This is a genomic window from Kitasatospora sp. CMC57 (assembly GCF_045866025.2).
Taxonomy (GTDB): Bacteria; Actinomycetota; Actinomycetes; order Streptomycetales; family Streptomycetaceae; genus Kitasatospora.
Window position 1 is genome coordinate 2,328,523 of sequence record NZ_AP035881.2, and the last position, 19,578, is coordinate 2,348,100.

The 19,578-nt window shown below is 72.3% G+C and carries 17 protein-coding genes and 2 pseudogenes; 3 read left to right on the forward strand and 16 right to left on the reverse strand.

What is annotated here, in order from left to right; genetic code table 11:
* Positions 1-34 precede the first annotated feature (34 nt).
* The 8 genes and pseudogenes from ACKUU6_RS10310 to ACKUU6_RS10345 all read right to left on the reverse strand — a co-directional run bounded on the left by ACKUU6_RS10310 (position 35) and on the right by ACKUU6_RS10345 (position 5,275).
* Positions 35-1,312: a cytochrome P450 gene (locus ACKUU6_RS10310; RefSeq protein WP_407988195.1), complete on the reverse strand. Its 1,278-nt coding sequence runs from the start codon at positions 1,310-1,312 to the stop codon at positions 35-37.
* Positions 1,309-1,932: a GTP-binding protein gene (locus ACKUU6_RS10315; protein ID WP_407988196.1), complete on the reverse strand. Its 624-nt coding sequence runs from the start codon at positions 1,930-1,932 to the stop codon at positions 1,309-1,311. The genes ACKUU6_RS10310 and ACKUU6_RS10315 overlap by 4 nt, the downstream gene beginning before the upstream one ends.
* On the reverse strand, positions 1,913-2,281 hold the full coding sequence (locus tag ACKUU6_RS10320; protein WP_407988197.1) for a DUF742 domain-containing protein: 369 nt from the start codon (positions 2,279-2,281) through the stop codon (positions 1,913-1,915). The genes ACKUU6_RS10315 and ACKUU6_RS10320 overlap by 20 nt, the downstream gene beginning before the upstream one ends.
* Positions 2,278-2,679 (reverse strand): roadblock/LC7 domain-containing protein, encoded by a 402-nt coding sequence (locus tag ACKUU6_RS10325; protein ID WP_407988198.1) that lies wholly within the window; start codon positions 2,677-2,679, stop codon positions 2,278-2,280. Before ACKUU6_RS10325 ends, ACKUU6_RS10320 begins: the two co-directional genes overlap by 4 nt.
* Positions 2,679-4,286 (reverse strand): sensor histidine kinase, encoded by a 1,608-nt coding sequence (locus ACKUU6_RS10330; RefSeq protein WP_407988199.1) that lies wholly within the window; start codon positions 4,284-4,286, stop codon positions 2,679-2,681. Before ACKUU6_RS10330 ends, ACKUU6_RS10325 begins: the two co-directional genes overlap by 1 nt.
* A gap of 197 nt (positions 4,287-4,483) precedes the next feature.
* Positions 4,484-4,690 (reverse strand): annotated as a pseudogene (locus ACKUU6_RS10335) (Clp protease N-terminal domain-containing protein); the annotation flags it as partial.
* Between the two features lie 219 nt (positions 4,691-4,909).
* Positions 4,910-5,053, reverse strand: a pseudogene (locus tag ACKUU6_RS10340) (Clp protease N-terminal domain-containing protein); the annotation flags it as partial.
* Between the two features lie 3 nt (positions 5,054-5,056).
* Entirely contained in the window at positions 5,057-5,275 is a 219-nt protein-coding gene (locus tag ACKUU6_RS10345; RefSeq protein ID WP_184913623.1) for an RNA polymerase subunit sigma-70, read from the reverse strand.
* A gap of 157 nt (positions 5,276-5,432) precedes the next feature.
* Here ACKUU6_RS10345 and ACKUU6_RS10350 point away from each other — a divergent pair, with 157 nt between their 5' ends.
* Complete coding sequence (locus ACKUU6_RS10350) at positions 5,433-5,885, forward strand: Pycsar system effector family protein (protein ID WP_407988200.1); 453 nt, start codon at positions 5,433-5,435, stop codon at positions 5,883-5,885.
* A 42-nt stretch (positions 5,886-5,927) separates the two neighbouring features.
* On the opposite strand, the gene ACKUU6_RS10355 is transcribed toward ACKUU6_RS10350, so the two are convergent.
* Complete coding sequence (locus ACKUU6_RS10355; protein WP_407988201.1) at positions 5,928-6,590, reverse strand: nitroreductase family protein; 663 nt, start codon at positions 6,588-6,590, stop codon at positions 5,928-5,930.
* A gap of 68 nt (positions 6,591-6,658) precedes the next feature.
* On the opposite strand from ACKUU6_RS10355, the gene ACKUU6_RS10360 reads away from it, so the two are divergent.
* A complete protein-coding gene (locus ACKUU6_RS10360) occupies positions 6,659-7,036 on the forward strand; it encodes a winged helix-turn-helix transcriptional regulator (RefSeq protein ID WP_407988202.1) in 378 nt (125 codons plus the stop codon).
* Between the two features lie 61 nt (positions 7,037-7,097).
* Here ACKUU6_RS10360 and ACKUU6_RS10365 read toward each other — a convergent pair whose 3' ends face one another.
* Both ACKUU6_RS10365 and nrdR read right to left on the reverse strand, forming a co-directional pair.
* Entirely contained in the window at positions 7,098-9,956 is a 2,859-nt protein-coding gene (locus tag ACKUU6_RS10365; protein ID WP_407988203.1) for a vitamin B12-dependent ribonucleotide reductase, read from the reverse strand.
* A gap of 131 nt (positions 9,957-10,087) precedes the next feature.
* Positions 10,088-10,579, reverse strand: a complete 492-nt coding sequence (gene nrdR / locus ACKUU6_RS10370) for a transcriptional regulator NrdR (RefSeq protein WP_407988204.1) — start codon at positions 10,577-10,579, stop codon at positions 10,088-10,090.
* Positions 10,580-10,973: 394 nt separating this feature from the next.
* Between nrdR and lexA the strand changes: the two genes are divergently transcribed.
* A complete protein-coding gene (gene lexA / locus ACKUU6_RS10375) occupies positions 10,974-11,711 on the forward strand; it encodes a transcriptional repressor LexA (RefSeq protein WP_407992086.1) in 738 nt (245 codons plus the stop codon).
* A 113-nt stretch (positions 11,712-11,824) separates the two neighbouring features.
* Here lexA and ACKUU6_RS10380 read toward each other — a convergent pair whose 3' ends face one another.
* Genes ACKUU6_RS10380 through ACKUU6_RS10400 form a run of 5 tightly spaced genes read right to left on the reverse strand, consistent with a single transcriptional unit; the run spans position 11,825 to position 19,542 of the window.
* Positions 11,825-13,924 (reverse strand): ATP-dependent DNA helicase, encoded by a 2,100-nt coding sequence (locus ACKUU6_RS10380; RefSeq protein WP_407988205.1) that lies wholly within the window; start codon positions 13,922-13,924, stop codon positions 11,825-11,827.
* Positions 13,925-13,936: 12 nt separating this feature from the next.
* Positions 13,937-15,718 (reverse strand): IucA/IucC family protein, encoded by a 1,782-nt coding sequence (locus tag ACKUU6_RS10385; RefSeq protein WP_407988206.1) that lies wholly within the window; start codon positions 15,716-15,718, stop codon positions 13,937-13,939.
* A gap of 19 nt (positions 15,719-15,737) precedes the next feature.
* On the reverse strand, positions 15,738-17,255 hold the full coding sequence (locus tag ACKUU6_RS10390) for a lysine N(6)-hydroxylase/L-ornithine N(5)-oxygenase family protein (protein WP_407988207.1): 1,518 nt from the start codon (positions 17,253-17,255) through the stop codon (positions 15,738-15,740).
* 26 nt (positions 17,256-17,281) lie between these two features.
* Positions 17,282-17,797, reverse strand: coding sequence for a GNAT family N-acetyltransferase (locus ACKUU6_RS10395; RefSeq protein WP_407988208.1), 516 nt, complete (start codon positions 17,795-17,797; stop codon positions 17,282-17,284).
* Complete coding sequence (locus ACKUU6_RS10400; RefSeq protein WP_407988210.1) at positions 17,794-19,542, reverse strand: IucA/IucC family protein; 1,749 nt, start codon at positions 19,540-19,542, stop codon at positions 17,794-17,796. The genes ACKUU6_RS10395 and ACKUU6_RS10400 overlap by 4 nt, the downstream gene beginning before the upstream one ends.
* Positions 19,543-19,578: the final 36 nt, after the last annotated feature.

Below are 19,578 nucleotides of genomic sequence, written 5' to 3' on the forward strand. Positions count from 1 at the left end.
CCTTCGATGGGGTGGCGGCTCGGCTGAGGGGCGGTCAGCCCGCCTGGTAGCCGGGGGTGAAGGCGACCGGCAGCGCCACCAGGGCGCGGACCCAGGCCGAGGGCCGCCAGACCAGCGCGTGTTCGGCCACCGCCAGCCGCAGGTCGGGCAGCCGGTCCAGCAGCACCTCGATCGCCGTCGCGGCGATCACCTCGGCGATCTCCTGGGCCGGGAACGGGCAGGCGTGCGGACCGTACGAGTAGCTCAGGTGGGCCCGGTTGCCCTCGGCCGGGGCGCCGTCGGCCTGCCGGACCGAGGGGTCGGTGTTGGCCCCGGCGAAGCCGAGCAGCAGCATGTCGCCCGCCGCGATCCGCTGACCGCCCAGCTGGGTGTCCCGGGTCGCCCAGCGGCCCGCGAAGATCTGCGTCGGGGTGTCCTCCCAGAGCGCCTCGGAGAGCGCCTGGCCGACGCTCCGGCGGCCGCCGGAGAGCGAGGCGGCGAACCGGTCGTCGGTGAGCATCAGGCGCAGCGCGTTGGAGATCCAGTACGCCGAGGGCTGGTGACCCGCGATCAGGATCACCCGCAGGTCGCGCATCACCTCCTCGTCGGTCAGCGCCGCCTCGTGCCCGAGCAGCCTGGAGGTGACGTCGGGGCCCGGCTCGGCGCGCTTGCGGTGCACCAGACCGAGCATCACGTCCAGCAGCCGCTGCGCCCCGGCCTGGGCGTCCGCGCCGCCGTCCAGCATCGCCACCAGGCCGCCGATCAGCACCGGCGCCTCGTCCTCGTCGAGACCGAACAGGCGGCAGAGCACCAGCAGCGGCAGCCGGTGCGCGTAGTCGGCGACCAACTCCGCCTCGCCCTTGCCCGCGAACCCGTCGATCAGCCGGTCGGCGACCTCCTCGCAGTACTGCTTCAGCTCGTACTGGTCCACCCCGGCCAGCGCGTCGGTGACCGCCGCCTTCCGGCGCTGGTGGTCGGCGCCCTCGGCGTACAGGATGGACGGGACGGGGGCCATCATCGGCTTGAGCGGCCAGTCCGCCGGGATGTTCGGCCACTGGTTCCAGCGGCTGGAGTCCCGGCCGAACAGCTTGGGCTGACCGGTCATCAGCTGGAGCTCGCGGTAGCCGATCACCAGCCAGGCCGGCACGCCGCCGGCCAACTCGACCGGCGCCACCGGGCCGTGGGTGCGGCGCAGCTCCTGGTAGAGCTGACCGGGATCGGTCTGGAACCGGGGCCCGTACAGCGGAGTGGCGTCCGCGTGCGCCGGGCAGCCCGGCGGCGAAGGAGGTCCCCCCGGCCGGAGGCTGGGGGACGTCGTCGCGGGCTCGGTCACGGGGTCTCCTCATGGGCGGTCAGGGCCAACTGCTGGATGTGGCGGACCAGTGCGATCAGGACCTGCTTGCCGGAGTCGCGGTCCCTGGCGTCACAGTCGATCAGCGGTACGTGCTCGGGCAGGTCCAGGGCCGCGCGCACCTCGGCCAGACTGTGCTCGGGCCCGCCGAAGTCGTTCCTGGCGACGACGAACGGCGTGCCGTGCTGCTCCAGCCGGTCGATCGCGTACCAGGAGTCGGCCAGCCGCCGGGTGTCCACCAGCACCACCGCGCCGAGCGCCCCGGCGAACAGCCGGTCCCAGAGGAACCAGAACCGCTCCTGGCCCGGTGCGCCGAACAGGTAGAGCACGTGCCGGTCGTCCAGGGTGATCCGGCCGAAGTCGAAGGCCACCGTGGTGGAACGCTTCCTGGCCACCCCGGTCAGGTCGTCGACGCCCTCCCCCGCCCTGGTCATGGTCTCCTCGGTGGTGAGCGGACGGATCTCGCTCACCGCACCGACCAGGGTGGTCTTGCCGACGCCGAAGCCGCCCACCACCACGATCTTCAGCCCGTCCGAGGCGGTGCTGCGCAACGGGGTGGCCGACCGCGCGAGCAGCGCGGTGTCAGAGCCGTTGGAGTCCACTGAGCACCTGCTTCAACGTGTCGAGGTCGGGCAGCCTGGCCTTGGTGGGCGCGAACCGGGGATGCCGGGCGGTGACCCGGCCGGCCTCCAGCAGGTCGCCCACCAGGATCTTCACCACGCTGACCGGCAGGGCCAGTTCGGCCGCCAGCTCGACCACGGCGGTGGGGTCGGCGCAGATCTCCAGGATCCGGGCGTGCTCGGACTGCATGCCGGGCGTCGGTTCCTGCTCGGCGACAATCAGGGTCACCAGGTCGAAGGCCTGCTCGGGGGCGCGGCTGCGCCCCTTGGTGACGGTGTAGAGCCGGTCCGGCGAATCGTCGGGACCGGGTGCGCCCTGGCGGGTGCTCATGCCGACTCGCGCGCCGGAGCGGTCAGGTACGTACCGATCTGCTCAACCAGTCCGTACATGTTGTGGCCCACCACGCCGACGTCGGCGCTCTCGTCGGTGACCACCGCGAGGTGCGCGCCCTCGCCCGCCGCGACGATGCACAGGATGCCACCGTGGAACTCGGTCATCGACTGCCTGACCCCGCCGCTGCGGTCGCCGAACTCGATCGAGGCGCCGTGCGCCAGGCTCTGCATCCCCGAGGAGATCGCGGCCAGCTGGTCGGCCTGATCGGTGCTCAGACCGGCGGTGTGGCAGAGCTTGAGGCCGTCGGCGGACAGCACCAAGGCGTGCCGGGCGCCGGGGGTGGCGGCCAGCAGGTTCTCCAACAGCCAGTCGAGATCGCGGTCGGTGCTGCTCATCAGGAGTCGTCCTTCCGGGAAGCGTCGTCGGGGTGTGCGACCGGACCGGCCTGGAGCGCGCGGCGGAACGCGCCGAACCGGGCGGCGGCCACCGCCGCATCGGTCCCGGCGGGCTGGGCGGCGGGCGCGGTGGCGGCCCCGGCCGGGGTCGGGGCCGTGCCCAGGGTCTGGCCGCGGCGGCGCTGCGGCAGGCCGTTCTCGGTGGTTCCGGCGCTCGCGGCGGCGACCGGCTGGGGCGCGGGCCGCTCGTGCACGGGGACCGGCTCGGCGGGTACGGGCTCCGCAGGTGCGGCCGGGGTGGGTTCCGGGTGGGTGATCAGCTGCGCGGGGATCAGCATCACCACGCCGGTGCCGCCCCGGGCGGACGGCCGGAACGAGATCTGCAGCCCGTGCTTGCGGGCCAGGACGCCGACCACGGCGAGGCCGAGCCTGGTCCCGGCGGAGAGCGCGGTGAGGTCCAGCGGATCGGCGGAGACGGCGGCCTCGGCCCGCTTGAGCCAGCTCTCGCCGAGACCGAGTCCCCCGTCCTCGACCGTGATCACCAGGCCGGAGTGCGCCTCCTCGACGTACACGTGCACCTCGGCCGGCGGCGCGGAGAAGTTGGCGGCGTTGTCGAGCAGTTCGGCCAGCGCGTGCATCACGCCCTCGGCCGCGTACCCGGCCACCGCGGCGGTGCTGGCCGAGTGCAGCCGCACCCGCTGGTACGCGCCGATCCGGCCGAGCGCGCCGCGCAGGACGGACTCCACTCCGATCGGCCTGGTCCAGCGGCGGCCGGAGCGGGCGCCGGTGAGGACCGCGATCGAGTCGGCCATCCTGCCCGCCTGGGCGGTGGAGTGATCGAGCGTCAGCAGGTCGCCGAGCACCTCCTCGCCGTGCCGGTGCTGCATGTCGCGCAGCTCCGCGTGCATGCTGGTGGCGAGCGCCTGGACCCGGCCCGCGGCGGTCGCGCAGACCGCCAGCGCGGCGGCCCGCTGCCGCTCGCCCCGGCCGATCTCGGTGGCCACGGTGCGCAGCAGCGCGACGTGTGGCAGCTCGCGGTGCGGGGCCAGGACGGTCTCCACCGAGCTGCCGGACCGCAGGCGTCCGACCACCTCGGGCAGCACCTCGGTGGACATCCGGTCGAGGGCGGCCCGGTCGGCTTCGGCCCGGTCGGCGTGCTCGCGCAGCTCCTCGGCCTCGGCCCGGGTGGTGGCCAGGCCGGCCTCGACGGTACGGAGTTCGGCGTGCGCAGCGTCGGCCTCGGCCCGGGTGGTGGCCAGCGCCGCGCGCAGCTCGGCGGCGGCGCGGTGGGCCGCGCTCACCTCGCTGTGCAGGGCGGCGGCGCGGGCGGCGGTCCCGGTCAGTTCCTCGCGGGTGGCCTCGAGCTCCTCCCCGCTCCGGTGGGCCCGGCCGAGCTGGCGGCAGGCCAGCGCGAGCAGCGCGCCCCAGAGCAGCAGCGCCCCGCCGACGGTGCCGGCCACCGCCGGCTGGTGCACGGTCGGAGTCAGCGTGATCGCGGCCGCGCCGCCGCCGGCTCCGACCAGCAGGCCTACCGCGGCCCACCAGGCGGTACTGCCGTTCGAACGGCGGCGGGACGCGCCTCGGTCGGGGCGCGTGCGAGCTCTCATCAGTCTGATCCTCGGGGCGGACGGCTGCGGGAGGCGGAAGACAGCGCACCACCCCGTCACGCTCTGGGCGGTTGATCAGTACACGCGGTCAGCAGATCATATCTATTCACCTCCCGCGCTCAACCCCGCATCTGACGCCCTGTCCGGCTTTCGGACACCGTCCGTGACGATGCGGCGGACGGTGTCCGAACGACGCCTCACCTACCGGACATCGCCTCCAACTCCCGCCGCAGACCGTCCGGGTCGATCCCCCGCTCCGTGATCAGCGTCACCGCGAGGCCGCCACCCTCGCGGAGCAGGCCGAGCAGCAGGTGCCGGACCCCGATCTCCTTCTCCTTCAACCGCAGCGCCTCCCGCAGCGAGAGCTCCAACACCTTCTTGGCGCGCGGCGTGAACGGCCGGTGGTCGCCCTTGAACCAGCCCCGCCGACGCGGCTCCTCGCGCGCGCCCGGCACCGCCCCCGTCAGCGCTCCCTCGCCGAACTCCGCCTCCACCGCCGCCCGGACGGCATCCAGGTCCACCCCGATCGAGGCCAGCGCCTCGGCGTCACTCCCCGGCCCGGGCCCGAGCCGCCGGGCCACCTCGGCCCGCGCGGCCGCGTGGTCCAACCCCTCCGCCACCAGCAGCGCGGCCGCCGGGTCGGACGGATCGGCCAGCACCCCGAGCAGCAGGTGCTCGGTGCCGATCCAGTCGTGCTTCAACTCCCGCGCCTCGACCTGGGCCTGTACGACCACCTGCCGCGCCGCCACCGTGAACCGCTCGAACATCCCTCAGCCTCCGTCCCGCTTGGCGTGCTTCTTGTGGACGGCCTGCCGGCTGACGCCCAGACACACCGCGATCTCCTGCCAGGACCAGCCCTGGCCACGCGCGTTCCCGACCTGGAGGTCCTCCAGCCGGTCCGCCAATTCCCGCAGGGCGCGGACGGCCCGCAGGCCGACCGCCGGGTCACGACTGCTCGCGGCTGCCGCGAGCTGCTTGGTGTCGCTCATGCTGTCAACATAGGTTGACAGCTTCCATCTGTCAACCCGCGTTGACATCCAGGTGCGGCCGAAATCCCACCGGAGCGCCGCTGGAACCGCGCGTCCTTCGACCGCGTTCTCCCTCCAACCACCCACTGGGCGAAGCACGTTGGGAGCAGGAACCGCAATGGAACCCACCACCCCCGAGCAGCAGTCCCGGATGGCCGGGGTCGTGACCACCCTGCAGGCCGACCTCGCCCGCGCCGATGCCAAGGCGAGCCTGTTACTGGCCCTCTCCGGAGCCGCCCTGGTCGCCCTGGCCTCGACCGCCCCCGAGCTCCACCCCACCGCCACGGCCACCACCGCCGCCGCCCTCTGCACCGCGACCCTGCTCGCCGCGACCGCCCTCCTGCTGCTCGCCGTCCGCCCCGACCTGCGCGGCAACGGCTGGACCAGCTGGCCACGCCTGACGGACGATCAGCTCCACGCCTGGGTGACCACGGGCTACCAGACCGACCACCTGCGCTTCATGGCAGTCCTGGCCGCCCGCAAGTTCCGCCTGATCCGCACCGCGATCGACTGCCTCCTCGGCTCCCTCGCCCTCGTGGCCCTGACCACCCTCCTGGTCGCCACCGCCTGATTCCCCCGAACCGGGACGCTCGGCCCCGCGCAGGGCGCCGGATCAGCGGGCCGCGATCGGCGCCCCGTACCGCTCCCGGAAGACGTTGCGCCCCGGCGTCCGGCGGCCCGGGTGCCTGCGCTCCTCCGCCGGGTGGCCGAGCGAGACCAGCAGCGCGATGGCGAGGTCGTCGCGGTCGCCGATCCCGATCGCGTGCTTCACCTCGGCCTCGTCCCAGCCGTTCATCGGCGAGGTGGCCAGGCCGAGTTCGGTGGCGGCGAGGATCAGGAAGGAGGCCGCGATCATGGCGTCCTTGACTGCGTACTCCCGCAGCAGGCCCCGCTTCTCGAGGTCGGTCTGGAACGCCGTCGACTCAGCGGAGAACATCGCGATGAACTCCTCCTTCCAAGCGCCGTTCTCGCGCGCCTGCCGGTAGACGTCGCCGCGATCCGCACGCCACGCCTGCGGCTCGGCGACGAAGACCAGCACCACCGGCGCCTCCTGCGGCTGCGGCTGGCCACCGGTGGCGCGGGTCAGTGCGGCGCGGCCCGCCGGGTCGGCCACCACCACGATCGAACGGTCCTGGAGGTTCCAACTGGTGGGTGCCTCGACGGCGAGGTCGAGCAGGGCGGTGAGAGTGGCGTCCGGGATCGGGTCGGGTCGGTAGTGCCGGATCGTACGGCGGGTGCGGATGGCGTCTGCGACAGATGCGGTGCGGTTCGTCATGCCACTCACTATTGGAGAGTTACGCACCACTAGGAAGAAGGCACTTGAAAGTGCGTTACTCTCCCGGCATGACGACAGTGGTGGAATCATCCGGACTCCCGGCCGACGCCTACTCCGCATGCTGCCCGACCCGTGACGTCCTCGACCGGATCGCCGGCAAGTGGACGGTCCTGATCGTGGACGCCCTCCTCGAAGGCACCCTTCGGTACACCGAGTTGAGCCGCCGCATCGAGGGCGTCTCACAGAAGATGCTCACCCAGACCCTGCGGGCCCTGGAGACCGACGGACTGGTCAGCCGCACCGTGTACCCGACCATCCCGCCCCGGGTCGAGTACCAGCTGACGGAACTCGGCCACAGCCTCGCGGAACCGATCGCCGCCCTGCGCCAGTGGGCGGAGACGAACATCAACGCGATCGAGCGGGCCCGCCGACGGCCCACGACCTGACAGAGCGGGGAGCCGACCTGGTGGTCGACTCCCCGCTCCGGTGGGCTACTTCAGACGGTCATCAGCTGCAGCCGCTGGTCGAGCCGCAGCCCTCGCAGAGGTAGCAGCTGCCCGCGCGACGCATCTTGGTGCCGCAGGAGAAGCAGAGCGGGGCGTCGGCGTTCAGGCCGAGCTGGATCTCCATCAGTTCGGTGGAGTTGTGGGCCTGGGCCGGGGCGGGCCTGGGGGCCTCCACCGGGACGGGCCTGGGGGTCGCGATCGGGGCGGACTGGGCCATCGACTCGACGTCCACCTCGGCCTCCTCGGCCTCGATCGGCTCGTAGGAGCCGGTGTCGAGGTGGCGCTGACGCTCCTCGACCGAGTGGATGCCGAGTGCCGAACGGGTCTCGAAGGGCAGGAAGTCCAGCGCGAGGCGGCGGAAGATGTAGTCCACGATCGACTGCGCCATCCGCACGTCCGGGTCGTCGGTCAGACCGGCCGGCTCGAACCGCATGTTGGTGAACTTCGAGACGTACGTCTCCAGCGGGACGCCGTACTGCATGCCGACCGAGACCGCGATCGAGAAGGCGTCCATCATGCCCGCGAGGGTGGAACCCTGCTTGGACATCTTCAGGAAGACCTCGCCGAGACCGTCGTCCGGGTAGGAGTTGGCGGTCATGTAGCCCTCGGCGCCGCCCACCGTGAAGGAGGTGGTGATGCCGGGGCGGCCCTTGGGAAGACGCTTGCGGACCGGGCGGTACTCGACCACCGGGGCCGGGGCGGCCGGTGCCTCGACGGCCGGGGCTTCCTTCTTCTTGGCCGAGAGCGGCTGACCGACCTTGCAGTTGTCGCGGTAGATGGCGAGCGCCTTGACGCCCAGCTTCCACGCCTCGAAGTAGATCTCCTCGATCTCCTCGACGCTGGCGGTCTCGGGCATGTTCACCGTCTTGGAGATGGCCCCGGAGATCCACGGCTGGATCGCCGCCATCATCCGGACGTGGCCCATCGCCGAGATGACCCGCTCGCCCATCGCGCAGTCGAAGACCGAGTAGTGCGCGGGCTTGAGGCCCGGCGCGTCCACCACGTTGCCGTGCTCGGCGATGTGGGCGACGACCGCCTCGATCTGCTCCTGCTGGTAGCCGAGGCGCTTGAGGGCGCGCGGCACGGTGTTGTTGACGATCTGCATCGAGCCGCCGCCGACGAGCTTCTTGAACTTGACCAGGGCGAGGTCGGGCTCGACGCCGGTGGTGTCGCAGTCCATCATCAGGCCGATGGTGCCGGTCGGTGCGAGCACCGAGGCCTGCGCGTTGCGGAAACCGTTCTGCGCACCCAGGGTCAGCACCTCCGCCCAGGTCGCGGTGGCCGCGGCCCAGACCGGGGCGTCCATGTCGTCGTAGGCGACCGCGGCGGCGTTGGCGTCCGCGTGCTGCTGCATGACCCGCTGGTGCGGGGCGGCGTTGCGGGCGTAGCCGTCGTACGGGCCGACCACGCCGGCGAGTTCGGCGCCGCGGCGGTAGGCGGTGCCGGTCATCAGCGAGGTGATGGAGCCGGCCAGCGCGCGGCCGCCCTCGGAGTCGTACGCGTGGCCGGTGGCCATCAGCAGGGCGCCGAGGTTGGCGTAGCCGATGCCGAGCTGGCGGTACGCGCGGGTGGTCTCGCCGATCTTCTCGGTCGGGAAGTCGGCGAAGCAGATCGAGATGTCCATCGCGGTGATGACCAGCTCGACCACCTTGGCGAAGCGCTCGGCGTCGAACGAGTCGTCGTCGCGGAGGAACTTCATCAGGTTGAGCGAGGCGAGGTTGCAGCTGGAGTTGTCCAGGTGCATGTACTCGGAGCAGGGGTTGGACGCGTTGATCCGGCCCGACTCCGGGCAGGTGTGCCAGTGGTTGATGGTGTCGTCGTACTGGATGCCCGGGTCGGCGCAGGCCCAGGCCGCCTCGGCCATCTTGCGGAACAGCTTCTTCGCGTCGACGGTCTCGATGACCTCGCCGGTCATCCGGGCCCGCAGGCCGAACTCGGTGCCGTTCTCGACCGCCGTCATGAACTCGTCGGAGACCCGGACCGAGTTGTTGGCGTTCTGGTACTGGACCGAGGTGATGTCGTCGCCACCGAGGTCCATGTCGAAGCCCGCGTCGCGGAGGGCGCGGATCTTCTCCTCCTCCTTGACCTTGGTCTCGATGAAAGCCTCGACGTCCGGGTGGTCCACGTCCAGCACGACCATCTTTGCCGCGCGGCGGGTGGCGCCACCGGACTTGATGGTGCCGGCCGAGGCGTCGGCGCCGCGCATGAAGGAGACCGGGCCGCTGGCGTTGCCGCCGGAGGAGAGCAGCTCCTTGGAGGAGCGGATCCGGGAGAGGTTCAGGCCCGCGCCCGAGCCGCCCTTGAAGATCATCCCCTCTTCCTTGTACCAGTCGAGGATCGAGTCCATCGAGTCGTCGACGGCCAGGATGAAGCAGGCGGAGACCTGCTGCGGCTGCTTGGTGCCGACGTTGAACCAGACCGGCGAGTTGAAGCTGAACACCTGGTGGAGCAGGGCGTAGGTGAGCTCGTGCTCGAACACCTCGGCGTCGTCCGCGGTGGCGAAGTAGCCGTTCTTCTCCCCGGCGGCGCGGTAGGTCAGCACCACCCGGTCGATGATCTGCTTGAGGCTCCACTCGCGCTGCGGGGTGCCCACCGCGCCGCGGAAGTACTTCGAGGTGACGATGTTGACCGCGTTCACCGACCAGGAGTCGGGGAACTCGACGCCGCGCTGCTCGAAGTTGATCGAGCCGTCACGCCAGTTGGTCATCACCACATCGCGGCGCTCCCAGCTGACCTGGTCGTAGGGGTGTACGCCCGGAGTCGTGTGGATGCGTTCGATCCGCAGGCCGCCCTTGGGAGCCTTGCCGGCCCCCTTGGCAGCCTTCGACCCGCGTGCAGACCCGCTCGTGGTGTCGGTCACTTCTCGCTTCTCCTCTTGGGCAAATCCCTCAATGTCCCATTATGCGTGGGTACCGAGGGCGGACGACAGGGTTCAGCGGGCCGTTTTCGGGCACGCCGGACCGCCCCGTACGACTGGCACAGGTCAGTCGGTCAGGGTGCGGTGGAGAGGACGGCGACTGTGTCCTCGGTGGGGAGCGGACGCTCACCGCGGAGTTCCGCGATGGCGGCCTCGAAGTCTTCGAGATCGTCGAAGGCGCGGTACACCGAGGCGAACCTCAGGTACGCGACCAGATCCAGTTCCTTGAGTGGGCCGAGTATGGCCAGACCCACGTCGTGTGTCGAGAGTTCCGCACTGCCGGAGGCCCGCACGCACTCCTCGACCCGCTGGCCGAGCTGGGCGAGGGCGTCCTCGGTGACCGGACGCCCCTGACAGGCCTTGCGGACACCGCTGATCACCTTCGAGCGGGAGAACGGCTCGGTCACTCCGCTGCGCTTGATGACCATCAGCGTGGCGGTCTCGACCGTGGTGAAACGGCGGCCGCAGTCGGGACACTGGCGGCGGCGGCGGATCGAACTTCCGTCGTCGCTGGCCCGGGAGTCGACCACGCGGCTGTCCGGGTGCCGACAGAAGGGGCAGTGCACCGGGGGGACTCCCTCTCGGACGGTACGGCAACGGACTCGCACACTCTACACGGAACCACTAGGGGTGGGCCCACCGGAGAACCTAGGCCCTACATGTAGTGCCGAGTGGCCAACACGCCGCGACGGGGTGAAATTTCTCCGAGCCGTGAAATAGACTGCGCAAGTCGAACACTTAAGCGATGTACACCCAGAGTCTTGATCGAGTCAGCTGACTTCGAATAAATTCACTCGAACGTGTGTTTGGCGCAACCTTTCGATAGGGGCACCAGTTGAGCTGGGCAAAGGGAGCCTGTCGGAAGGAAGCAGCCAAGTGAACACCGTCGAAGCCAAGACCTCCATCCCGGTGCAGGAGCGCCCCGCGCGCACCGCTGAGCAGGAGAGCGTGGACCCCACCATGAGCCGGAGCCAGCCGATCGAGCACTCCGCCGCCCAGGACGACGTCCTCGGCCAGCCGACCCCGACCCGCTCCCTGGCCGGGCGGCCGCCCGGCATCCGCACCGACGAGGCCGGTCTGACGGAGCGCCAGCGCCGGGTCATCGAGGTCATCAGGGACTCGGTTCAGCGCCGGGGTTATCCCCCGTCGATGCGCGAGATCGGCCAGGCCGTCGGCCTCAGCTCGACCTCCTCGGTCGCCCACCAGCTGATGGCCCTGGAGCGCAAGGGCTTCCTGCGGCGCGACCCGCACCGCCCGCGCGCCTACGAGGTCCGTGGCGTCGAGGTTGCCAGGCCGAACACCGCCGAGGCGGCCGGGCGGCCCTCCACCTCGTACGTGCCGCTGGTCGGCCGGATCGCCGCCGGTGGCCCGATCCTGGCCGAGCAGACGGTCGAGGACGTCTTCCCGCTGCCCCGTCAACTGGTCGGCGAGGGCGAGCTGTTCGCGCTCACCGTGCGCGGTGACTCGATGATCGAGGCCGCCATCTGCGACGGCGACTGGGTCACCGTCCGCCGCCAGCCGGTGGCCGAGAACGGCGACATCGTGGCCGCGATGATCGAGGGCGAAGCGACCGTCAAGCGCCTCAAGCGCGAGGACGGCAAGATCTGGCTGATGCCGCACAACCCGGCGTACGACCCGATCCCGGGCGACAACGCGACCATCCTGGGCAAGGTCGTCGCGGTGCTCCGCCGCCTCTGACGCACCGTACGACACTCTGGAAAGGGCCACCCCGAGGGGTGGCCCTTTCCATGCCCGACGGCGTCTCGGCTCGACGGCCGCTCAGCCGCGCTCACACTCAAGCGCGCTCGACCTCAGCCGCGCTTGACCACCGGGCGCACCGGCGGCGCCGAGGCGTCGATCGCGGCGAGTGAACGGCGCACCTGGTTGCGGTCGTCGGTGTACCAGAAGTCCGGCATCGAGGAGCGGAAGAAGCTGCCGTACCGCTTGGTCGCCACCCGGGGGTCGAGCACCGCGACCACGCCCCGGTCGTCGGCCGCCCGGACCAGCCGGCCCGCGCCCTGGGCCATCAGCAGCGCGGCGTGGGTGGCCGCGACCGCCATGAAGCCGTTGCCGCCGCGCTCCTCGACGTCCTTCTGACGGGCGCTCATCAGCGGGTCGTCCGGGCGCGGGAACGGGATCCTGTCCATCACCACCAGCTGGCAGGCCGAACCCGGCACGTCCACGCCCTGCCAGAGCGAGAGGGTGCCGAACAGGCAGGTGGAGGCGTCCGAGGCGAACTCCCGGATCAGCTCGCCGAGGGTGTCCTCCCCCTGGAGCAGGATCCGGTGGTCCAGCCGCTCGCGCAGCGCCTCGGCGGCCGCCTTCGCGCCGCGCATCGAGGAGAACAGGCCGAGGGTGCGGCCGCCGGCCGCGCCGATCAGCTCGGTGAGCTCGTCCAGCATCTCCGGGCGCTCCGGGTCGCGGCCCGGGTCCGGCAGGTGCCTGGCGACGTAGAGGATGCCCTGCCTGGGATAGGAGAACGGCGAGCCGACGTCGATGCCGCGCCAGTACGGCGGGGTGTCCTCGTCCTGGAGCAGCTCGGGCTCCTCCGGCGAGCGTGCGTCCGGCAGCCGGCCCTCGCCCGGCAGGCCGACCGAGGCGGCCACGCCGTTGAAGTCGCCGCCGAGCTTGAGGGTGGCCGAGGTGAGCACCACCGAGCGCTCCTTGTAGAGCTTCTCCCGCAGCAGGCCCGAGACGCTCAGCGGAGCGACCCGCAGCGACGCGGTACCGGGGCCGAAGGCGTCCCTGCGCTCGATCCAGATCACGTCGTACGCGGAGTCCGAGAGCAGCCGGTCCGCGGTCTCGTGCAGCGACTCGGCATAGGCCATCGCCTGCTTGCGGACGGCGTCCTCATCGGTGAGCGCCTTGTCCCTGGTCTCGCCGAGCGAGGTGATGACCTGGCGGGCGGCGTCCCGGATGGCGGTGACCGCGTAGGCCAGGTACTCGGGCAGCTCGCCCTCCACCCGGCCCGGCTGGGCGGTCTCCATCAGACCGTGGTAGTTCTCGGCGGCGGCCTGCAACGCGTCCACCGCCTTCTCGTTTGCCAGCCGGGCGGCCCGCTTGACCGCCCGGTTGACCGCGCCGACGGTGAGCTCTCCGGTGGCGGCGCCGGTCACCCGGTTCACCAGCTCATGCGCCTCGTCGACGATGAGCAGGCCGTGGTCGGGCAGCACCGGGGCGCCCTCGATCGCGTCGATCGCCAGCATCGCGTGGTTGGTGACCACCACGTCGGCGAGCTTGGCGCGCTCGCGGGCCGCCTCGGCGAAGCACTCCTGCCCGTACGTGCACTTGCTCGCGCCCAGGCACTCCCGGGAGGTGACCGAGAGCTGGGCCCAGGCCTTGTCGGAGACGCCGGGCGAGAGGTCGTCGCGGTCGCCGGTCTCGGTCTCGTCGGCCCAATCGCGCAGCCGGAGCACGTCCTGACCGAGCTTGCCGGTCGGGCCGCCGAGCGCGTCGACCGGATCGAACAGGCCCTCGCCCTCCTCGCTCGGGGTGCCCTCGTGGGCGCGGTGCAGGCAGAGGTAGTTGGACCGCCCCTTGAGCATCGCGAACTGCGGACGGCGGCGCAGCACCGGGTGCAGCGCGTCCACCGTCCGGGGCAAGTCCCGCTCCACCAGCTGGCGTTGGAGAGCCAGGGTGGCGGTGGCCACCACCACCCGGTCGCCGTGCGCGAGGGCGGGGACCAGGTAGGCGAGGGACTTGCCGGTGCCCGTGCCGGCCTGGACCAGCAGGTGCTCGCCGCTGCCGACCGCGTCGGCGACGGCTTCGGCCATCGCGACCTGCCCGGGGCGCTCGACGCCCCCGACGGCCGTCACGGCGGCGTGCAGCAGCTCGGGGAGCGCGGCGCGGGAGACGGGGGCCGGGGCCTCGGCGGCGCCGGGCAGGACCTGGGGTGCGGAGTCGTTCGTCATGGCCCGCCCAGCCTACGACGTGGGGGTGACAATCCGGCTCTGCTGCGGGGGCAGCCCGACCGACCCGCCGTAGTGCAGCGGGTTGTCCACCGCGCCGTGCACGGCCGCGTGCGGGCGGTGCGGGCGGTCCCGATAGCCGTCCAGCAGCAGCCGGTTGCGGTTCAGGCAGAGCCGGTCGATCCGGGGGGTGAAGAGGTCGAAGAGCTTGAAGCGTTCGCCGAGTTCGGGGAAGCGCCGCTGGTAGGCGGTGATCCGTTCCCGCAGCAGCTCCCAGAACTCGGCCTCGGAGACGCCGAGCTGGGCGTCGAAGAGCGGCGCCAGGTAGCGGAACACCCCGACGAACAGACCGGAGTGCAGGAACTGGCAGAGGTACTCGGGCGACTCGCGCAGCAGCACCCCGCTCACCTCGGGCGGCAGGTCCCGGAGCTCTGGGAGGTCGCGGTCGCTGATGTTGACGTCGTCGACGAAGTCCTTGACCGCCAACCGGGCGGGCGCGTCGTGCTGGTCGAAGACCACGATGGCGTTCTCGCCGTGCGGGGAGAAGACCGTGCCGTACCGGTAGAGGAAGTGCAGCAGCGGCGGCAACATCACCGCGAACAGCCGGCGCAGCCAGTCCCGGGCCGGCAGTCCGGACCGGGCGACCAGCTCGGCGACCAGCGCGCGGCCGTCCGACCCGACCTGGAGCAGCGAGGCCAGGGTACGGGCCCGCTCGTGCGGGGCGAGGTAGCGGCCGAGCGGCTCGCGCCAGATTGCGCCGAGCAACTCCTGGTACTGGTAAGGGACTTCGGGCAGGTCCCGGTAGAGCGGGTGGTCGACGGTGACCGAGGCGATCTCGCCGAGCAGGATCACCCGGCACTCGTCACGCAGGAACGCGTCGCCGTCCCGCAGGCCGTGGATCCAGGCGGTGACGGCGGGGGCGGCCAGCGTGCGTTCGGTCGGCAGGCCGCGCCAGACCAGGGTGTTGAGGATCGAGAGCGGCAGTTTGACGGTGCAGCGGTCGGGCCGGCTGAGGTTGAAGAAGCTGCGGACGGACTGCTGCGGCAGCCGGAGATCGCCGTCGCTGGGCAGCGGGACGATCTCGCCGGAGGCGATCCAGGGGGCGAACAGCGGCAGGATCACCTCGTCCCACTGCCAGGGGTGCACCGGCAGCAGCAGGTACTCCGGTCCGATCCCGGCCCGGAACTCCGGGCTCAACTCCAGCTCGTACAGGTCCGGTTGGCCCCGGAACTCGGCCAGGCTCCGGTGCACCGCCAGCCACGGCAGCCGCTGCGGGCTGCGCGCCTCGGGGGCCCAGACGGCCAGGTCGCCGGCCGACAGGCCGAGCCGGCCCTTGTTCGGGACGATCCACGGGTGCCCGGTCTGCCGTCCCTCCAGACCGACGTGGTCCAGGCCGGCCAGCTCGGCGGCGGGCAGTTCGGTGGCGAGCTGCCGGACGTCCGCGAGCAGCGTGGCGGTCAGCTCGCGGATCAGGTGGCCGAGGGTGTCACCGGGCAGCCCGAGCACCCCCCTGGCGAGCTGGAGCAGCCGCAGCGGGTCCCCCTCCGGGTCGGCCGGGCAGTCCACCGAGTCCGGATCGACCTGCCAGCTCCCGTACGCGCCCCGGCGGGCCGTGAAGCGGTAGACCCCCTCGGGCAGGTCGAGCCGGTAGTCGGCGCCGTCCGGTACCGGGGTGAGCAGCTGCTCGTAGGCGAACTCGCCGAGCATCTTGGCGAGCATCGCCCGGCGGGCCCGCCGCCAGTGCGCGGCCGTGAGCTGGGGCGGCAGGTGGAGCTCGGCGGGAGGCTGCTGCGGCACGGTGGCCCTCCGGAGGAGTTCAGCGGGTGACTGGGGCGGCACAGTTGCCCTCCTGCGGGCGCGGGAGGGCGGGAGCGGCGGACGCCGGCGCGGGGGCTGCGGCTCCGGGGGCTGCGGGCGCGGGGGCTGCGGCTCCGGGGGCTGCGGGCGCGGGGGCTGCGGCTCCGGGGGCTGCGGGCGCGGGTGCTGCCGGCCCGGAAGCCGCGGGCGGGCCGAAGCTGGTCCAGGCGGTCCGGGTGGGGAGCCGGTGAACGGTCCGGCCGGTCACCGCGTTCAGGATCACGGCGGCCCGGTGCGCGCCGAGCCCGAGATCGGGGGTGCCGACGCCGTGCGTGTGCAGTTCGGCGTTCTGTACGTACAGGCCACCGGTCAGCTCGGGCCTGGTGGCCACCCGGTGGTCGAGGCCGACCCGGAACCGGCCCTGCTCGTCCCAGTCCACCAGGTCGGCGATCGGATCGAGCAGCGCGGGCCGGACGGACCGGTAGCCGGTGGCGAGCACCACGGCGTCGGTGCGGATCACCTGCTCGGCGCCCGAGTCGACCTGACGACAGGCCAGTTCGAAGCCACCGCACGGCCCGGCCAGTGCTTCGGTGACGGCGGTGCCGGGCCGGATCTCCACCGGTTCTGCGTCCAGCGGCCGCCCGATGGTCCGCTCGTACAGCAGGTCGTGGATCTCGGCCAGCGTCTCGGCGCTGGCCGCCTTGTGCAGCTGCCACTGCTCCCGCACCAGCCGGTCCCGGACGGCGGGGGCCAGGCCGTGGAAGTGGCGGGTGTAATCGGGGGTGAAGTGCTCCAGGCCGAGCTTGGAGTACTCCATCGGGGCCAGCGCCCTGGTCCTGGTCAGCCAGCGCAGCCGGGTGCCGTCGCCGCCCCGGGCGCGCAGCAGGTCGAGAAAGACCTCGGCGCCTGACTGCCCGGAGCCGACCACCGTGATGTCCCTGGCCCGGTCCAGGCTCGCCCTGCGGTGCACGTACTCGGAGGAGTGCCAGACCTGGGGGTGGCCGCGCAGCGCGGCGAACGCCTCCGGCAGGGCGGGGGTCGTCCCGACCCCGAGCACCACGTTGCGGGCCCAGACCTCGGTGCCGCCGGCCAGCGCGCGGAACAGCCGGTGCCCGGGGTGCCAGTGCAGCTCGGTGACGGCCGCGCCGAACCGGCAGCTGACCAGCCGCTCGGCCGCCCACCGGCAGTAGTGGTCGTACTCCCGGCGGGCCAGCTGGAAGCGCTCGGCGAAGTAGAACGGGAACAGCCGGTCCTGGTCCCGCAGGTAGTTGAGGAAGGACCACGGGTTGGTCGGGTCGACCAGCGAGACCAGGTCGGCCAGGAACGGCACCTGCATCCTGGCCCCGTCCACCAGCATCCCCGGGTGCCAGCGGAACTCCTGCCTGGCCTCGCAGAACAGCGCGTCCAGCCCGCTGACCCGGTCGGCCAGCGCGGCCAGCGACAGGTTGAACGGGCCGAGGCCGACGCCCAGCAGGTCGTACGCCTCGGGCTGCTCGGCGGGCGGCACGTCGTACGCCTCGGGCTGTGGGTTGTCCATGTCGTCCTAGCGTTCGCGTTGACGGGTCATTGGTGACGCAGCATCAGGGCGGCCCGCTTCTCGGGGAGATCCAGCTCGGCCACCGGGTCGAACCCGGCCCGCCGGAAGGCCCGCAGCGACGCGGTATTGCGCAGGTCCGGCTCGGCGACCAGCCGGTCGCAGCCGGGTTCGGCCAACAGCTTGTCGGCCAGCGCGGTCAGCAGCAGCGCGCCGAGCCCCCGGCCGCGGTGGCCGGGCGGCCCGAGCAGCAGGTGCAGCCCGAGGTCGCCCTGCCCGGCGGGGTAGTACCCGGCGAGCCGGTCGGCGTCGGCCCGGTAGAGCTCCCAGTAGCTCATCGGGGTGCCGTCCAGCAGGCCGAGCAGCGGACTGCTGTGGCTGTCGGGTCCGAGCTGGGCGGCGACGTGGCGTTCGGTGGTCTCGGGCGGCCCGGCCAGGTCCCAGTACGCCGCCACCGCCGGATCGTTCATCCACCCGGCCAGCAGCGGGAGGTCGGTGGCGAGGTCGACCTCCCGGAGCTCGAACTCGCCGGCTGCGGTCCTCACCCGGCCACCACCGGGTTGGGGATGTCCACGTAGACCGACTGGGTGGCGACCGGCCCGACGAGTTCGTCCATCCCCTTCAGCCGGGTCAAGAGGTTGGCCTTGCAGTGCAGTCGGGGGCTGTCCAGCAGCAGGGCGGGCAGCCCGGAGCCGGTGGCGGCAGCCGGCCGGCTGCCGAGGAAGCCGCGGAGCGCGGCCAGCAGCACGCTCTCGTCAGCCAGCTCCTGCGAGCCGAAGGCGCCGATCAGGCCGAGCACGTGGTTGATGCCGAGGTAGTAGGCGAAGTGCTTGTCGATCACCTGGTCCGCGACGAAGGTGTCACTGGCCCGCCCGACACCGGGCAGCCGGGCGTCCAGCCGGTCGGCGAACGAACTGCGGAAGTAGTAGCCCTGGTTGTCCCGGTACCGGCCACCGGCCGGCCAGCCCGCCTCGTCCAGCAGCACCAGGCTGTTCTGCTGGTGCGCCTCCAGCGCGATCCCGGCCCGGCCGTCCAGCCAGAGCACCGGGAGCACCACGGCGTCCAGGTAACGCAGGAACCACTCGGTGGCGACGGTGTGCACCGGGCGCCCGCAGCGCTCGGCCAGCGTCCGGACGGTCCGGCCGAGCAGCGAGTCGACCTGCTCGCCGAACGGCTGCTCGGCGACCAGGCCGGCCACGCAGAACGCGCGTTCCCGGAGCCCGAACGGCTGCTGGCGGAGCACGGTGTCCAGGCCGTTCGGATCGGCGCCGTCGGGCAGGTCCACCCCGATCCAGGCCGGGTCGCGGACGATGTCGAAGCCGGGGTGGGCGGCCCGCCACTCGGCGCTCAGTCCGGCCTCCAGCAGCCGGTGCACCTCCAGGCCCCGGTGCAGCTCCTTGCGCAGGTTCTCCCTGCGGGAGTTGGTGATCCGCAGTCCCAGCGAGAGCTTGAGCATCCACGGCGTACCGGGGCGGCAGACCGTGCGCACCGAGGACGTCGGGTGCCACTCCTCGCCGTGCTCGCCCAGGTCGTGCAGGGCGCCGTCGGCCAGCAGCCCGGCCACCTCGGGGCGGAGCGCCAGCTCACGGGCCTGCCAGGGGTGCAGCGGCAGGGCGGCGGTGCCGGGCGGCAGGGCGAGCCGGTCGCCGAGCAGCCGGGCGGTGATCTGCTCGGCCGGGACGCCGACCGCCGAGCCCGAGGCCAGCAGGTCCCGGTCGACGGCGTACCAGTGCAGCCGGAACGACCCGTGCAGTTCGGGCGAGTACGCGGCGCTCTGCGCCGGTCCGAGGCCGTCCCGGCTCTTCGGGGTCGGGTGCAGCGGGTGGCCCAGCAGCAGGGCCTGCTCGGCGGCCAGGAACGGCCAGTCGGGACCGGTTCCGGTCCGGCGGCGCTCCAGCACCTCGGCGGTACGCAGCACCGAGTCGGCCACCCGGGCGGCCAGGTCGGTCAACTGCCCCGCCTCGGGCCGGTCGGCGGTGGCGCCCGCGACCAGGGTGGCCGCCGTCACCACGTCCACCGGCAGCCCGGCCAGGGTGACCCCGTCGAACCGGTGCCAACCGGTCGGTGACCAGTAGCGGACCGCTGCGGTCAGCTCGACGGCGCCACCGAGCACCGTCACCCGGACCGTCCCGTCCGGTTCGGGCCTGGCCCCGGTCTCCCGGACCCAGCAGCGCAACAGGCTCTCCATCCCGGCCTGCTCGGCGGCCACCGCCGGATCGGTGTCGAGCAGTCCGTCCTGGGGGCGGGCACGGACGAGGGGCGGAACTCCAGCGAGGGCGACGGTGCTCAAGGCTGCTCCTTGGGGCGAGCGAGGATGCGGGCGCCG

Excerpts from the sequence above, each read along its gene's own strand:
- ACKUU6_RS10320 (WP_407988197.1), bottom strand. The coding sequence starts at position 2,281 with ATGAGCACCCGCCAGGGCGCACCCGGTCCCGACGATTCGCCGGACCGG.
- ACKUU6_RS10325 (WP_407988198.1), bottom strand. The coding sequence starts at position 2,679 with ATGAGCAGCACCGACCGCGATCTCGACTGGCTGTTGGAGAACCTGCTG.
- ACKUU6_RS10330 (WP_407988199.1), bottom strand. The coding sequence starts at position 4,286 with ATGAGAGCTCGCACGCGCCCCGACCGAGGCGCGTCCCGCCGCCGTTCG.
- ACKUU6_RS10345 (WP_184913623.1), bottom strand. The coding sequence starts at position 5,275 with ATGAGCGACACCAAGCAGCTCGCGGCAGCCGCGAGCAGTCGTGACCCG.
- ACKUU6_RS10350 (WP_407988200.1), top strand. The coding sequence starts at position 5,433 with ATGGAACCCACCACCCCCGAGCAGCAGTCCCGGATGGCCGGGGTCGTG.
- ACKUU6_RS10355 (WP_407988201.1), bottom strand. The coding sequence starts at position 6,590 with ATGACGAACCGCACCGCATCTGTCGCAGACGCCATCCGCACCCGCCGT.
- ACKUU6_RS10360 (WP_407988202.1), top strand. The coding sequence starts at position 6,659 with ATGACGACAGTGGTGGAATCATCCGGACTCCCGGCCGACGCCTACTCC.
- lexA (WP_407992086.1), top strand. The coding sequence starts at position 10,974 with ATGAGCCGGAGCCAGCCGATCGAGCACTCCGCCGCCCAGGACGACGTC.
- ACKUU6_RS10380 (WP_407988205.1), bottom strand. The coding sequence starts at position 13,924 with ATGACGAACGACTCCGCACCCCAGGTCCTGCCCGGCGCCGCCGAGGCC.
- ACKUU6_RS10390 (WP_407988207.1), bottom strand. The coding sequence starts at position 17,255 with ATGGACAACCCACAGCCCGAGGCGTACGACGTGCCGCCCGCCGAGCAG.